General features: G+C 45.7%; 14 protein-coding genes. 4 read left to right on the top strand and 10 right to left on the bottom strand.

What is annotated here, in order from left to right:
- Positions 1 to 11: 11 nt before the first annotated feature.
- From rsmA to ACZ424_RS02720, 3 genes are all read right to left on the bottom strand, one after another.
- On the bottom strand, positions 12 to 761 hold the full coding sequence (gene rsmA / locus ACZ424_RS02710) for a 16S rRNA (adenine(1518)-N(6)/adenine(1519)-N(6))-dimethyltransferase RsmA (protein WP_464904991.1): 750 nt from the start codon (positions 759 to 761) through the stop codon (positions 12 to 14).
- Positions 751 to 2,865 (bottom strand): molybdopterin oxidoreductase family protein, encoded by a 2,115-nt coding sequence (locus tag ACZ424_RS02715; RefSeq protein ID WP_464904992.1) that lies wholly within the window; start codon positions 2,863 to 2,865, stop codon positions 751 to 753. The genes rsmA and ACZ424_RS02715 overlap by 11 nt, the downstream gene beginning before the upstream one ends.
- Before the next feature lie 63 nt (positions 2,866 to 2,928).
- Entirely contained in the window at positions 2,929 to 3,540 is a 612-nt protein-coding gene (locus ACZ424_RS02720; RefSeq protein WP_464904993.1) for a LolA family protein, read from the bottom strand.
- Between the two features lie 52 nt (positions 3,541 to 3,592).
- On the opposite strand from ACZ424_RS02720, the gene rsmD reads away from it, so the two are divergent.
- From rsmD to ACZ424_RS02740, 4 genes are read left to right on the top strand one after another with little or no spacing between them, the layout of a single operon-like run.
- Positions 3,593 to 4,168, top strand: a complete 576-nt coding sequence (gene rsmD, locus ACZ424_RS02725) for a 16S rRNA (guanine(966)-N(2))-methyltransferase RsmD (RefSeq protein WP_464904994.1) — start codon at positions 3,593 to 3,595, stop codon at positions 4,166 to 4,168.
- Complete coding sequence (locus ACZ424_RS02730; protein ID WP_464904995.1) at positions 4,168 to 4,815, top strand: 6-carboxytetrahydropterin synthase; 648 nt, start codon at positions 4,168 to 4,170, stop codon at positions 4,813 to 4,815. The genes rsmD and ACZ424_RS02730 overlap by 1 nt, the downstream gene beginning before the upstream one ends.
- Positions 4,812 to 6,563 (top strand): excinuclease ABC subunit UvrC, encoded by a 1,752-nt coding sequence (gene uvrC / locus ACZ424_RS02735; protein ID WP_464904996.1) that lies wholly within the window; start codon positions 4,812 to 4,814, stop codon positions 6,561 to 6,563. Before ACZ424_RS02730 ends, uvrC begins: the two co-directional genes overlap by 4 nt.
- A 9-nt stretch (positions 6,564 to 6,572) precedes the next feature.
- Positions 6,573 to 7,679, top strand: a complete 1,107-nt coding sequence (locus ACZ424_RS02740) for an aminopeptidase (protein WP_464904997.1) — start codon at positions 6,573 to 6,575, stop codon at positions 7,677 to 7,679.
- Here the strand turns inward: ACZ424_RS02740 and ACZ424_RS02745 are convergent.
- The 7 genes from ACZ424_RS02745 to ACZ424_RS02775 all read right to left on the bottom strand — a co-directional run bounded on the left by ACZ424_RS02745 (position 7,642) and on the right by ACZ424_RS02775 (position 14,524).
- The gene (locus ACZ424_RS02745; RefSeq protein ID WP_464904998.1) at positions 7,642 to 8,955 is read right to left on the bottom strand and encodes an APC family permease; all 1,314 of its coding nucleotides are present in this window, start codon (positions 8,953 to 8,955) and stop codon (positions 7,642 to 7,644) included. The genes ACZ424_RS02740 and ACZ424_RS02745 overlap by 38 nt on opposite strands.
- A gap of 97 nt (positions 8,956 to 9,052) precedes the next feature.
- A complete protein-coding gene (rplT, locus tag ACZ424_RS02750; protein WP_464904999.1) occupies positions 9,053 to 9,403 on the bottom strand; it encodes a 50S ribosomal protein L20 in 351 nt (116 codons plus the stop codon).
- 61 nt (positions 9,404 to 9,464) lie between these two features.
- Positions 9,465 to 9,662 (bottom strand): 50S ribosomal protein L35, encoded by a 198-nt coding sequence (rpmI, locus tag ACZ424_RS02755; RefSeq protein WP_464905000.1) that lies wholly within the window; start codon positions 9,660 to 9,662, stop codon positions 9,465 to 9,467.
- A gap of 42 nt (positions 9,663 to 9,704) precedes the next feature.
- Positions 9,705 to 10,226, bottom strand: coding sequence for a translation initiation factor IF-3 (infC, locus tag ACZ424_RS02760; RefSeq protein ID WP_464905203.1), 522 nt, complete (start codon positions 10,224 to 10,226; stop codon positions 9,705 to 9,707).
- Between the two features lie 24 nt (positions 10,227 to 10,250).
- A complete protein-coding gene (gene thrS / locus ACZ424_RS02765) occupies positions 10,251 to 12,227 on the bottom strand; it encodes a threonine--tRNA ligase (RefSeq protein ID WP_464905001.1) in 1,977 nt (658 codons plus the stop codon).
- 39 nt (positions 12,228 to 12,266) lie between these two features.
- A complete protein-coding gene (locus ACZ424_RS02770) occupies positions 12,267 to 14,270 on the bottom strand; it encodes a peptidoglycan D,D-transpeptidase FtsI family protein (RefSeq protein ID WP_464905002.1) in 2,004 nt (667 codons plus the stop codon).
- On the bottom strand, positions 14,267 to 14,524 hold the full coding sequence (locus tag ACZ424_RS02775; RefSeq protein WP_464905003.1) for a hypothetical protein: 258 nt from the start codon (positions 14,522 to 14,524) through the stop codon (positions 14,267 to 14,269). Before ACZ424_RS02775 ends, ACZ424_RS02770 begins: the two co-directional genes overlap by 4 nt.
- Positions 14,525 to 14,571: the final 47 nt, after the last annotated feature.

The raw sequence follows: 14,571 nt of genomic DNA on the forward strand, positions 1-14,571 counted from the left end.
AAAGCTTAGAGTCAAACCTTTCTAAGGGAGCGGAAAAGGGACAGGAGGGTTTCCGGTGGAACTTCCTCAGCTCTTTTATCGGCAAGCTCTTCAAACCCGGAAGGAAAAGAGTCTAAGCCGAGGTTCTTCTTCAGTTTCTTCCTTCTGTGGGAAAAGGCCCTCTTTAAAAACTTTTCAAACGAAAGGAGCTCCTCTTCCTCCATATCAAAGCCGGCCGGAGTCAGCTTAAAAACGGTTGACCAAACTTTCGGCGGCGGAGTAAAGGCCTTCGGGTGAACGTCAAAGAGTTTCTCTACTTTAAAGAACGGCTGAAGAAGTGCCGGAAGGTAACCGTACTCCTTTCCGCTCCTTGCGGCCAACCTCTCTGCAACCTCTTTCTGAACCATGAATAGGCCTTCCTTAAGGGACTTCCTGTGTCCTAAGAGGTTCCTGATGATTGCAGTTGAAACGTTGTAGGGAAGGTTTCCGAAAAACTTTAAACCTTTACCGAGCTGGGAGAAGTCAAACTCAGTTGCATCTGCGTTGAAGATTTTTACATAATCACCAAACCTTTCCTTTAAATACTCAACCCACCGAGGGTCAACCTCAACCAAAATGAGCTCTTTCGGTTTTCTCCTCAGTATCTCCTCTGTGAGAGCTCCACCGCCGGGCCCTATCTCAACAACCCTGTCTTCTGGCGTAATGCTCCCTAAGTCAACAATCCTCCTAACTACGCTTTTATCCCTTAAAAAGTGCTGGCCTAAAGACTTCTTAAGCCTCAACTGGAACAACCCTTACTTTAATAGATTTAAACCTTGCGGTTTTTACGAACCTGTCAGACTCGTCTCCGAAGAGGAAGTTAACACGGCTCCTCGCCCTGTGAAAGGTAACAAAGAGAGTTCCCGGCTTTACGTGGGGATTGAACTCAACGGGAAGAGGAGAAGTTTTTCCGTAATCGGAAACGAGGATTACCCTTTCTGCTCCCTTAAACTTTTCCCTGTCTTCGGGGTTTGCGTAAACTACGTCTTCCTTGAATATCTTAAACTTTTCAAGGGTCTCACACCTGGAAGTTTGATTGGCGTTGTTGTAGTGGGGGAGAATCCTACCAGTCGTTAAGTAGAAGTCTGAGGGTTTACCGGTTTTAAGGAACTCCTCAACCATTCCCCTCGGTTTGTAGGGAGAGTAGTAGAGCTTTGCTTTACCATCTGTGGTCGGGAAACCCTCCTTAAACAGAATTGGAGTTCCCCTTCCGTCTTTCACAGGCCACTGGGGAGCGTTCAGGAAGTTTTCTTTTAAAAGCTCGTAAGTTGCCCCTCCAAACCTGTAGGGGGCGTTTTTCCTCAAGTCGTTCCAAACGTCTTCACTACTCTTAAAACCAAAGTCGGCTCCAAACCTCTTTGAGACCTCAGAAACTACCTCCCAGTCATCTGGGAGCTCTGACTCAAAGATCGGCTGTGAGAGGTGGAGCCTCCTCTCTGCGTTTACATAAACTCCGGTCTTCTCGTAACAGCTCTTTACTCCAAAAACGACGTCTGCAAACTCTGTAACCTCACAGGGAAAGAGCTCGTTAACGACCAAGAATTCCAATTTCTCAAGTGCTTTCCTAATTTTGTTCTGGTTCGGGTGAACATGTGCAATGTCCTCTCCCATAACCCAGAGAGCTCTTATCTCCCCCCTTAAAATGGCATCTATAATCTCGGGAGTCTTGTAGCCCTCAACTTTAGGTTTTCTGTAGTCTGGAAGGAAGTAGGGAAGCATTCCAACATCGCAGGCTCCCTGAACGTTGTTCTGTCCCCTTAAAGGGAGAAGTCCGCAGCCTTCCTTACCAACGTTTCCGGTCAAAAGTGCAACGTTAGCAATCGCGGCAACTGACTCGCTTCCGTCAAGGTGCTCGGTTATTCCAAGCCCCCACATAAAGACGGTTTTCTTCTGCGAAATCTCTTCTGCAAGTTTGTAAACCTCGTCGGTTAAATACTCGTAGCCCGGGAGCTCCCTAAAAACTTCCGGCCTTGAAAGGTCGTCTGAGAGGATTTTCTCCTTAAACTCATCAAAGTTTGAAACCATCGTCTTCACGAATTCCCTGTCGTAAAGCTCCCTCTCAACGATAACCCTTGAAAGGGAGTTTAGAAAGAGAAGGTTTGACTCAAAGGGAATAGTCAACCTATACTTTGCGAACCTATAGAGGCCAATTTCTCTAACGTCTAAAACTGCCAGCGGGACTCCTTTCCTTACCTGTTCTATAACTCGGTGGCTTACAATAGGGTGGGCTTCCGTGGTGTTTGAACCCAAAACGAAAATGAACTCTGCGTTGTAAATTTCGTCAAAGGAAATGGAGGCTGCTCCCTCTCCAACTGTTATCCTGAGTCCTTTAAGTGAAGGAGCGTGGCATATCCTTGCACAGTTGTCAACGTGGGGAGTTCCAACAACTTCCCTTGAAAACTTCTGAAAGAGGTATGCGCTCTCGCAGTTTGTCCTCGCTCCTCCAATAGCTGCAAAGGAAGTGCCCCCAAACCTCTCCTTTATTGACTTTAGTCTTTCTGCCACAATTTCATAGGCAACACTGTAGGGAACTTCAAAGAAGCCTTCTCTCTCCTTAAAGGAGCTCCTGTTGTAGCCTAACTCATCAAGGAGCTCCCCCCTAACGATAGCTCCCCTTATTCTTTCAGGGTGGTTTACAAACTGGTGGCCAAAACGCCCTTTTATGCAGAGCTTTCCCTTACTGACAACTCCTTCCTTTAGAGGGACAACTTCTCCGTTTTTAAAGCCCAGCTCGCAACCGACTCCACAGTAGGTGCAGACGGTTCTTTTCAAGAGCTCCTCCTGAAAAGATGTGGAGACTAAAGATACCACAAGGAGAAGAAGGTCTAACATTACAACACTTGACATATTCTAAACAACCGACTATATTCCTTGCCACCCTCCCTCCTTCTAGTTCCCATGGTACCCTCCTTAGCCGGCGTCGGCCGGCTTACACTCTTTAACCCGAAAGAGAGAATCCTTCAGAGGAAGGTTTAGCTCTACCCTTTCCACTTTAAAGGTCTCCTCCGTTCCGTCACTCTGAACAGTTTTTAACTCCTTCAACTTCCCTTCCTCAAAGAAGAACGTAATCTTCTTGAAAAAGGAATCACTGTACTTTGACTTAAAAGTGATAACCTCACCACTCCCCTCTTTTAGGTATTCCACGGGGGTAAACCTTTTGAGGAACCTATCAGGAGACTCTGCCAATAAAAGCAGTGGAAAGAGGTCTAAATTTCCTTTTATAGAAGAGAGCTGGCAAGAACCGTCGTCAAAAACGGTCTCAAGGAGCTCCCCGTCTGAAACGATGAACATCCTGCTTCCCCAAGTATACCTCCATAGGAACTTTAGAGGCCTCTTGTAGAAAATCTCTCCCCTGTAGAGCGTAACCTCGTTTCCTGCGACGGGAACAACTGTTTTCTGGCTGAAAACTATTTGAGCAGTCTTTACCCCTTTAAAGAGGTTTAAGAGGGTTTGGGGAACTTCTCCTGCACTTACAGAGGAATGTATAAACAGAAAAAAGAGTAGAGTTAAAACGCCCTTCACAACTCCTCCTGAGCCATTAAATTTAACTTGGAAATTCAATACCGGAGAGAAAATGAGGGTTTTAGGAGGAAGGTATAGAGGCAGGTTAATCAAGTCAATGCCTAAGAAGGAAGACACAAAACTTCTAAGGCCGACAACTGAGAGGGTAAAAGAGTCAGTCTTCTCAATACTCAACAACTACTTAGAGGGAACGAAGTTCTTAGACCTTTTCGCAGGAACGGGAGCAGTTGGAATAGAAGCGTTAAGCCGTGGAGCAAATAGGGTAGTTTTCGTTGAGAACGACAGGAGGTTCTGCAAGCTTATAAAGGAGAACCTTGAAAGGCTTAAAGTCCCAAGGGAAAAGTATGAAATCATCTGTTCAGACTATACAGACGCCCTTAAAAAACTTTCAAGGAGAGGAGAGGTCTTTGACTTTATCTACGCAGACCCTCCCTACGAAAAGGGTTACTACACGAGAATTGTAAACATGGTCAGAAGGTTAGGGCTTTTAGACAGGGACGGCCTATTAATTCTTGAGGAGCCGAAGAAGAACCCCTTTATACCGGAAGATGAAGAGTGGCTGGTTGAGAAGAGACACTACGGAACAACGACTGTGAGTTTCCTAAACTTTAACCCGGAGGGAAAGTAATGTTTGAGATTTCAAAGACTTTTGAGTTCTCTGCTGCCCACTCTGTCCACTCACAAAGGCTAAACCCCGAGTGGGCTGGGAGCTCCTACCCCAAGTGTAGACGCCTCCCCGGACACGGACACAACTACAGGTTGGTTGTTTACTTAAGGTCAGAAGAACTTGACCCGTCTCAGATGGTTACAGATTTTGGCCACCTTAAGTGGCTGAAAGAGTTCATTGACGACTGTTTTGACCATAAGCTGATAGTAGGAATAGACGACCCGGCCTTTGAGCTTCTCTTTAGTAAGTTAGGACTTTTAGATGGAGAAGACCTAACAGTTCCCTTTGGGAAGGCACAGTTTACGGCGGTAAACCCAGACTTTAGAGTTGAAACGGGAACGTTGGAGAGGATTTCCCTGGAAAAAGTCAAGGAATACCGGTTCTTCACTCTCAACAACTACTCCTCAAAGGAGACTTCGCCGCTGACGGATTTTTACCAGAGACTAATTGACGGAATAGCCCTCTTTAAAGGCTCCCCGACATCTGAAAATCTATCAAGGTTCTTCTACAGGTTCGTCTCAAAGAACGTGGAGCCGTTAAACGTTAAGTGCTCAAGGGTTGAAATATACGAGACCCCAACATCCTGTGCTTCTTATTCAGAAAGATGAAGGAGAAACTGAAGGAAGTTCCAGACCTTCCCGGCGTTTACCTGTTTAAAGACGAGAAGGGAAACGTTCTCTATGTCGGTAAGGCCAAGTCACTCAGGAACAGACTCTCATCTCACATTTCGTCAACCGACCCTAACGAAAAGAGCTACAGGATTGTAAAGGCGTCTAAAGACTTTGAATACATAGTGGTTAAGAATGAAAGGGAAGCCTTAGAGCTTGAGGCGGAGCTGATAAAGAAACACCTTCCTCCTTTTAACGTCCTCTTAAAAGACGACAAGAGCTACCCTTACTTAGTAATTACAGACGAGGAGTTCCCAACTGTAAAGGTTGTAAGGAAAAAGGACTCTGTTGAGGGGGAGAAGTTTGGCCCGTTCATTCCACCCAAGAATGCAAGGAAGTTAAAGGAGCTCCTTCACAAAACCTTCAAGCTTAGGAAGTGTAAGGAGTTAAAGAAGAGGGATAAGCCGTGCCTTCAGTTCTACATAGAGAGGTGTACAGCCCCCTGCTGTGGTTTAGTGAGTAAGAGGGAATACTCAAAACAGGTTGAGGGAGCTCTCTCCTTCCTAAAGGGAGAAGTTAAGGAGCTGATAAGGGAGCTCTACAGGGAGATTGAAGAGGCAGCAGAGAGGTTGGAGTTTGAGAGAGCTGCCTCTTTGAGAGACCAGCTATTGGCAGTTAAGGAGGTTTACTCAAGGAGCTCTCTCCTCTTTGACTCCTATCCGAACTGCGACATCTACTACTTAGAGAAGAAAAGCGGCCTCTTTAACGGAGTTAAACTGACCGTGAGGAACGGGATAATCTACGGGAAGGAGACCTTCTCTTTTGACCCGGTTGACCCGTGGGACGAGGAGCTCCTTGAGAGCCTGTTCTCATACGGAAAACCCAAGATTGACGAGTCTGTAGTCGGAACAATTTGGGTAAAGAACAGCTACGGAAACGGAGAGTTCCCAGAGAAAATACTGACGAACTTTCGGGTTTTAGACCCTTCCTTTAAAGCTGAAAGGATACCTGAGGAACTCCTTCCTCTCGTTAAACGGAACAGGGAGACAGTAAAGGTCAGCTACGACCTTGAAAGGTTAAAGGAAGAGTTTGAGAGGGTCTTCTACGAACAGTTCCCTGAGAGGGTTGAAACCTTTGACATCTCAACGCTTCAGGGAGAGGCAACCGTCGGCTCCTGCGTTGTTTGGGAGAGAGGAAAATTCGTAAAAGACGACTACAGACGTTACAGGATAAAGAGCCTTGAAGGAGTAAACGACTACGCAGCGATGGAGGAGCTCCTAACCAGAAGGTTCAAACGGATAAAGAAAGGGGAAGTTAAAAAGCCAGACCTCGCTTTAATAGACGGAGGGTTAGGACAGCTCAACGTTGCGATAAGGGTCAGAGACTCTTTAGGGCTGGACTTCAGGGTCTTCTCAATTGCAAAGAGGGAAGAAATCGTCTTTACAGACGACGGGGAGGTCGTTGAGACGAAGAAATACCCACTCCTCTTCAGGTTCTTTACGAGCCTAAGGGACGAAGCCCACAGGTTTGCCCTTTCCTACAACAGAAAAGTGAGAACCAGTAAATTGCTCAAGAGTCCTTTAGACGGTATAAAGGGACTTGGAGTAAAGAGGAGAAAACTCATAGAGAAGTTCTACCCTGACTTGAGGGAACTCTCAGCGGCAACACCTGAGGAGCTGGTAAAGATAGGAATACCAAGAAAAGTTGCAGAGGAAGTGATAGAAAGGGCAAGGAAAACGTTCAGTTAGGAGGGGAAAATGTACGACTGGAAGGACAAAAAACTGATAAGAGGGGTGAGGAACATATTTAAACACAACCTCTGCGTAAACAGGGTAGATAAAGTTTTAATACTTACAGACACGTTTAAAGAGAGGGTAGGAGAGCTCCTCTTCTGGTTCGGAACAGAGTTTACGCCGAACGTTTTCCACCTTACCTACAGACCGACGGGAAGGCACGGACTTGAACCGCCTGAAGAAGTGTGGAAAGTAGCTTTCGGAGAGGAGTTCTTAGCAGAGGTTAAAGGAAAAAGTCTGTTTGAGAGGATAGTAAAGAAGGAGATTTCAGAGGGAGACGAGCTTGAAGTTAAAGAGATTCTCCTTGAGACGACCTCTCCCGAGGAGCTCCCAACTGCAGTTTTAGCAGTTAACCAGCACTCAATAAGCCACACGCTCTTTAGAAAGCTCTGCACAGAGTTTCTGTCTATACGCTTTGCCAGTATGCCCCTCTTTGAGCCCTTCATGTTCTATACATCTCTTCAGGCAAACTGGAACCTGGTTGCAAGGCGCTCAAATGAAATAGCATCACTCTTAACAGACGCCGAAGAGGTTACGGTAACCTGTCCTTTAGGAACTGAAATTTCCTTTTCAGTTGAAGGAAGAGAAGGCCTTGCAGACACTGGAAAACTCTGCTCGCCTGGAGACTTTGGAAACCTTCCGGCAGGGGAGGCCTTTATAGCCCCCGTTGAAGGAACAGCAAATGGAAGGTTTGTAACAAAATACGCTCCAAACAGGGAGTTAAAAGAGCCGGTAGTTTTAGAAGTTGAAAACGGAGTAGTGAAGGAAGTTAAAGGAGAAGAAGAGTTCTCAGAGTTTCTAAACAACCTTCTTCACAGGGAGAAGAACGCCGGAAACGTTGCAGAGTTTGGTATCGGAACAAACGAAAAAACAGTAAGGTTTGACAACATCTTAGAGGCTGAAAAGATACTTGGAACGTGCCACATAGCCATTGGAGACAACAGCTCTTTCGGAGGAAAGGTTAGGGCAAACGTTCACATTGACCTGTTAATTGAAAAACCGACGGTTACTTTGAAGGCTAAAGGCAAGGAGTTTAAGCTGATGGAAAACGGGGAGCTCCTCTTAGGGTAGAAAACCTGATGTAGAGGTAGGAAAGAACTCCCGTTACTAAGTAGATAAAAAGAATGGATAGGAGCTCCTCTCTGTTAACAAAGGCGAGGTAGACGAAGAAAGTTAAAGAGGTTATCACCATTAACACAAGACCGTATAGGCCTAACCTCAAGTTGGCCTTTGTCAGCTCCCTTAACTTAAGGTTTGCCACCGAAACCCCTATTGAAACCAAAAGAAAAGTTATACTTGAGAACTCTGCAATAACGCTCAAAGTTGACAGAGAAGTAAAGGCAAGGGCAAAAAGCGTAAGGACTAAAAGGGAAACAGCTGGAACACCATTTTTGTTCCTAACTGCCATGAACTTAGGCATCATACCCTCCTCGGCCATCTCTGCAGCCATCCTTGAAGCGCCGAAGAGGGTTGAGTTTATTGCAGAGCTCGTAGCCAGAAGGGCAGCAAAACCTATTAAAAACCTTCCCCAAATCCCGAGTATCGGCTCTGCAACGGCAGCAAGGGCATACTCCTTTGACTTAACTATCTCCTCGTAGGAAAGAGTCCCAACGGCGACGACTGAGAGAAGAAAGTAAATAGCACCGGTAATGAGTATAGAACCGTAGATTCCCCGAGGAATGTTTTTATCGGGATCTTCAGTTTCAACAACTGCGTTAGTTATCAGCTGGAATCCCGCGTAGGCAACGAAAATAACAGCTGCCCCCAAAAAGACTGAGTGAACTCCTTTATTGAATAGAGGAGAAAAACCGTGAAGCCCTCTACTTAGGCCGATAACTGCAAAGAGGAAGAGAATTGCAATCTTTGAGTAAACTATTAGGTCTTCAGTTATTCCAGATATCCTCACTCCTTTAAGGTTAACGAGAAAGAAGAAAAGGAGAACGGAAACTGAGAGGAAAACCCTGAGAGCTCCCGAATTCGGACAACCCAAAATGTCTGCTCCGTAGGCTCCAAAGGTAAAAGCATAGAGGGCTAAAGTTCCGATGTAACCGATTATTACAGTCCAGCCCTCAATTCCGGCTATACAAGGTTTATCTGGAAATGCTCTTCTCAAGTAGGTATAGCTGGCTCCGTCGTCCCTAAAAGTGAGAGCAAGCTTTACGTAGTGGTATCCTGCAGCAAGGGCTATCAGAAGGTCTATTAGGAAAGAGAGGGGAGCTCCGTGGCCTGCAAACCCAACAGCAACTCCCAAAACGGAGAAGATACCCCCTCCAATCATTCCTCCAACGCCGATAGCTATGAGCTCTTTAAGACCTAACTTCTCACTAAGTTCCCTGTGGAGCTTCAACTGAAGACTCCAAACCGTTAATTTTTAACCTAAAACTAAGAGAGGAAAATAAAAAGCCCGCCTTGAGGCGGGCTTTCCAGTTTTAAAAGCTAAAGAGTTACTGAAGAGCAGCTTTTGCCTTCTCAACGATTACCTTAAATGCCTCAGGGTCCCTTACTGCAATATCTGCAAGAACTTTCCTGTCAAGTTCAATTCCAGCTTTTTTCAGGCCATTTATGAACCTGCTGTAGTTAATACCGAAAGGCCTTACTGCAGCGTTGATACGGGCAATCCAGAGCCTTCTAAAGTCCCTCTTCTTAGTTCTCCTGTGCTGGTAGGCGTAGAAGAGAGACTTCATTACAGCAATCTTCATCGTCCTGTAGAGCCTTGAACGTCCGCCGAAGTAACCCTTGGTTAGCTTCTTCAGCTTCTTCCTTCTCTTCCTTCTCGGGCTGTACTTTACTCTCATCTTTTTCCTCCTTTTGTGAGCTGCAGGCGCCCTTTAAGGGACTTAGAGCCTGCGCAGCATCTTACATGTAAATTACAAGCTGTTTGTAGTTTGCAGCCTGGGCTCCCTCAAGGTATCTGGCCTTCCTGAGCTTCCTCTTCCTCTTACGGCTCTTCTTAGTGAGGATGTGGCTCTTTCCGGGAGACCAGTGTTTAATCTTCCCTGTCGCCGTTACCTTAACCCTCTTGGCTGCAGACCTGCGGGTCTTTATCTTTGGCATCCTCAAGCCTCCTTAAGGTTTTAAACGGGCTGAAATTATAGTCTATTTCTTCTTCGGAGCAAGTATCATTATCATGTCCCTGCCCTCTTTCTTGGGTTTCTTCTCTATCTCTGCAATGTCCTTAACCGCCTCGTAAATCTTCATCAATTGAGTTTCCCCTATGTCAACGTGTGCCTGTTCCCTTCCTCTGAACATTACAACGGCCTTAACCTTGTTCCCCTTCTCAAGGAACTTCCTCGCCTGCTTTATCCTCACCTGCATATCGTGTTCGTCAGTTCTCGGACGAACCTTAACCGTTTTTACCTCAACGGTCTTCTGCTTCTTCTTCGCCTCATGCATTTTCTTCTGCATCTGGTACTTGTACTTTCCGTAATCCATTATCCGGCAGACGGGAGGGTTGGCGTTTGGAGAGACCTCAACAAGGTCTAAACCCTTTTCTCTTGCTAAGTTGAGTGCCTCCATCGTTGGCATCACCCCCAGCTTAGTTCCGTCCTCGTCAATTACCAGAACCTCCCTCGCCCTAATCTTCTCGTTAACCCTTGTTTCGTTGAGCTTCTTACTGATGGCCTACCTCCTCCTCATTTGGTTTTAGGTCTTTTCCTTAATTTCCGTTAGGATTTTATCCAAAAACTGAGAAAGTTCCATACTTCCTAAATCTCCCTCTTTCTTAGAGCGGACAGAAACAGTTCCACTCTCCTGCTCCTTCTGTCCAACTATGAGCATGTAGGGAATCTTCATCGTCTCGGCCTTCCTAATCTTGTAGCCTACTTTAGCGCTCTCGTCGTCAAGCTTTACCCTTATTCCAGCATCCTTGAGCTTCCTGTAAACCTCGTCAGCGTAGTCTAAAAACTTGTCGCTGACGGGAATAATTACAACCTGAGTTGGAGCGAGCCAAGTAGGGAATAGGCCAGCGTAGTGCTCTATCAGAAGGCCAATGAACCTCTCTATACTTCCCATTATTGCCCTGTGGACCATAACGGGACGCTTCTTCTGACCATCCCTGTCAACGTAGGTAAGGTCAAACCTCTCAGGGAGATTAAAGTCAACCTGAATTGTAGGTCCGTCCCACTTCCTTCCGATTGCATCTAAAACGGCTATGTCAATCTTAGGGCCATAGAAGGCTCCATCTCCTTCAACTATGTTGTACTCAAATCCCCTTTCCTTAAGGGCCTCTATAAGGGCTTGAGTTGCGTGCTCCCAAGCTTCGTCTGTCCCTATATACTTCTCTGGTTTAGTGCCGATATTTATTACGTAGTCAAGCTTGAAAGTTGAGAGGAGCTCCATAACGTAGTCCAAAACCCCCTGTATCTCCTCCTTCAGCTGGTCAGGACGGCAGAAGATGTGGCCGTCGTCCTGAGTAAATCCTCTAACCCTAAGTAGACCGTGAAGTGAACCGCTCTTTTCGTACCTGTAGACAGTTCCAAACTCAAAGAACCTGATTGGTAGATCTCTGTAGCTCCTTACCTGTGACTTGTAGATGAGGATGTGGCCTGGACAGTTCATAGGCTTAACGGCGTACCAGTTTGCCCTCTCTATCTCTTCACAGGTAAGCGGAACTTCGTCGTTTCCGAGCCTCTCCTCCTCGTCATGTTCAACGACCGGAACGAAAAACATATTTTCCCTGTAGAAGTTGTAGTGGCCTGAGGTCTTCCAGAGGTCTGCCTTCATTATGTGGGGAGTGTATATCCTCTGATAACCCCTCTTCCTGTGCTCCTCCTCAGCCCACTTCTCTATCTCCTGCCTAACTATCGCACCGTTTGGATGCCAGAAGACAAGCCCAGGGCCAGCCTCCTCGTATATTGAGAAGAGGTCAAGCTGCTTACCTAAAACCCTGTGGTCCCTCTTCTTTGCCTCCTCAAGCCTGTGGAGGTACTCATCAAGGTCTTTCCTCTTCCAGAAAGCGGTTCCGTATATCCTCTGGAGCATTTTGTTCCTTGAGTCCCCTCTCCAGTAGGCACCAGCAACAGAGAGAAGCTTAAAGGCCTTAACCATTCCGGAGTGTTCAACGTGGGGACCTTTACACAGGTCGTAGAAGTCCTCTCCGAGCCAGTAGATGGTTACCTGCTCATCTTCCGGAATAGACTCAAGTAGCTCCAACTTGTAAGGGTCGTCCTTAAAGAGCTCCCTTGCCTCTTCCCTTGTTACCTCCTGCCTCCTAAAGGGTTCTTTTGCATTAACAATTCTTTCCATCTCTTCTTCAATCTTTGGAAGGTCTTCCTCAGAGATGGAGACAGGAAGGTCAAAGTCGTAGTAAAACCCTTCCTCAGTTGCAGGCCCTATTCCAAGCTTTACCCTATCGTAGCCGTAGAGCCTTTTTACTGCCTTTGCAAGGATGTGGGCGGCGCTGTGTCTTAAAATCTCCAAAGACTCAGGGTCTTTCTGGGTAATTATCCTTATCTTCCCGCTCTCCCTTATGGGAGTGTGAAGGTCTATTAACTCTCCGTTGAAGAGAGCTCCAACGGCGTTCTTCTCTAAACTCTTTGAAATCCTGCTGGCAACCTCTCTTACAGTTGTTTCCTTCTCAAACTCCAGTTTAGAACCATCGGGGAGTTCTATAACAACCATTCTGAACCTCTCTATCCTTTTATTTTCCGCCGTATTCTACTAATTTTTCTTCTGCTGAAGGCCGTTTTTAAAAACGAAACCTTGGTTAAACTCCTTAGATTTTACGCAGCAGCCTTTTACAAAGTATTCTCTCCTGTCGGGAGCCACCCTCTCGTAGAGGAGAACCCTCTCTGCAATGTCCCTAAAGATCGGAACAGCAATTTTACTCGCCCAGAGCATGTTCTTCGGAACTTTCGGTTCAACCACACTTACAACAAGAACGTACTTAGGATCTGTCATTGGAAAAGCGCCGGCAAATGTAGCGTTAATCTTTGTCTTATCGTAGCCGTGGATCTTGGGGTTGTAACTTAAAGCTGTTCCCGTTTTTCCTCCAACGTAGAAGTTCTCAAACTTCGTAGCTGTTCCAGTTCCTCCCTCAACAACCATAGTTAAAACTCTCCTCATCTCTTTAGAGACTTTTTCAGAGATAACCCTCCTTACAGGAATGGGCTCAAAACGCCTTATAACCTTTCCCTTATCGTCAACCAAGGCCCTTAGAAATGTCGGTCTGTAGTAAACACCTCCGTTCACCAGTGCCGAGTAGGCAGCGGCAAGTTGAAGAGTTGTCACTGAAATGTTGTGACCAAAGGCAAGAGTAGCAAAGTCAACGTCTCTCCACTTCTGCCATGGCCTCAATATTCCATGGCTCTCTCCGGGGAGCTCCACTCCCGTTTTCTCTCCAAAGCCGAAAGCCCTATAGTATTTATAGAGTTTTTCCTTCCCCAGAAGCTGGGCTACCTGAATAATTCCTACGTTGTCGGAATACTGAATAATCTCCCAGGCCCTGAGCTTAACATCTCTACCGTAGAACTCGTTCTTAAACGTTTTATCTCCAACCTTGTAGTGGGCAGGGCAGAAAAAAACAGTATTTGGAGTTATAAGGCTCTCGTTAAGGGCTGCTGCAAGGACCAAAGGTTTCATAACAGAACCGGGCTCGTAAGGAGTAACGGCATAGCGGGGAGTTAAGGAACCTCCTTCCTTCGGGCCATCGTAGTTATAGAAAGGCCAGGAAGCTGCAGCAAGTATCTCTCCGGTATTCGGATCCATGAGAACGGCATTTATGAATTGCGGGTGCCACTTTTCACCGTATTCAGAGATAACTTTCTCAACTATATACTGAATGTTTCCGTCTATAGTCAACTCAACGTTTTTCCCCTTCTCCTTCGTAACGAAAACTGTAGCGTTTTTTCCAAGGTAAACCCGACCCCTTGCATCTTTACTGCCGCAGAGCTCCACCGTTTTACCAATAATCAATCCTTTCTTCTCCAGATACCTTTCAAGTCCAGTAAGACCTTCACCGAACGGACTGGTTATACCGACAACTGTTGAACCTACAGCATAAGGATAGACCCTCTTATACTCTGTCGTTAAACCGATAAGGTCAGGGTAGTTCTTCCGAAATCGGTTTTCACCAGAAAGGGTGTAGTAAATTCTCAAAGCAACCATTACTGCTGCGGAGCTCTCATCTACTCCCAAAGAAAGCCTCTTCTTAAGCCAAACGAAGGGAACCTTTATCTCCCTCCCTTTCCTCTCTACAAGAGTAAACTTTTTCCTGTAGGCATCATCAAGGTCTTTTTCGGTTATAGACGAGAAAGGAGAAAGAAGGGATTTTACTTCCTCAACGGAAACTTTTTTCAGCTGAGAGTATTCTTTAAGAACATACTCGTCTCTAAGAATTATTTTCTTAAATAAATCCCAGTTTTTTACCTCTGAAGGCCTCACGTAAAAGGAAACAACCTTTTCACTTGCTGCAAGAACTGTTCCGTTCCTATCAAGGATAGAGCCCCTTGGAGGGAATAGCTTTATTACTCCGGCAAACTGACTCTTTACCTTCTCTATCCAGTAGTCCTTTTTAAAATGTGCGAGGTCAAAAATCCTATAGGAATAGATAATAGCCAACAGAACAGACAAGAAAAAAAATAGGTTTAACCGGTCATCTTTAAATGGTTTTATAAAACCGTAAACCCTTAAGAGAAAATCCCTTATATAAAAAAGCAGCCTCATTTAAGATACTTTACCTCATTCTCGTGGAGTATCTTCATGTCTTTTGTCTCTTCGTCCACAACCTTAGGACGAACTTCCCTGTAGAACTCTACAATAAGTCTATTATTCTTATCTTTCAAAGACCTAATCTCGGAAACGAGCTTTGAAATCCTGGCCTTTTCCCCTGTGCACTTTGAACGAACGTTAACAACTTTCATAGCTAAAACTATAAAAGCTACTAAAGAAACGGCATAAAGAAGATAACAGAGCTTCACCTGACGACTTTTCATATCTCTTTCAGCCACTTATATTATTGATTAAC

The organism is Thermovibrio ruber, from assembly GCF_055380895.1.

Bases quoted from the DNA above. Each gene is read 5' to 3' on its own strand.
- ACZ424_RS02715 (WP_464904992.1), bottom strand. From the start codon at position 2,865: ATGTCAAGTGTTGTAATGTTAGACCTTCTTCTCCTTGTGGTATCTTTA.
- rsmD (WP_464904994.1), top strand. From the start codon at position 3,593: ATGAGGGTTTTAGGAGGAAGGTATAGAGGCAGGTTAATCAAGTCAATG.
- ACZ424_RS02730 (WP_464904995.1), top strand. From the start codon at position 4,168: ATGTTTGAGATTTCAAAGACTTTTGAGTTCTCTGCTGCCCACTCTGTC.
- uvrC (WP_464904996.1), top strand. From the start codon at position 4,812: ATGAAGGAGAAACTGAAGGAAGTTCCAGACCTTCCCGGCGTTTACCTG.
- ACZ424_RS02740 (WP_464904997.1), top strand. From the start codon at position 6,573: ATGTACGACTGGAAGGACAAAAAACTGATAAGAGGGGTGAGGAACATA.
- rplT (WP_464904999.1), bottom strand. From the start codon at position 9,403: ATGAGAGTAAAGTACAGCCCGAGAAGGAAGAGAAGGAAGAAGCTGAAG.
- rpmI (WP_464905000.1), bottom strand. From the start codon at position 9,662: ATGCCAAAGATAAAGACCCGCAGGTCTGCAGCCAAGAGGGTTAAGGTA.
- thrS (WP_464905001.1), bottom strand. From the start codon at position 12,227: ATGGTTGTTATAGAACTCCCCGATGGTTCTAAACTGGAGTTTGAGAAG.
- ACZ424_RS02770 (WP_464905002.1), bottom strand. From the start codon at position 14,270: ATGAGGCTGCTTTTTTATATAAGGGATTTTCTCTTAAGGGTTTACGGT.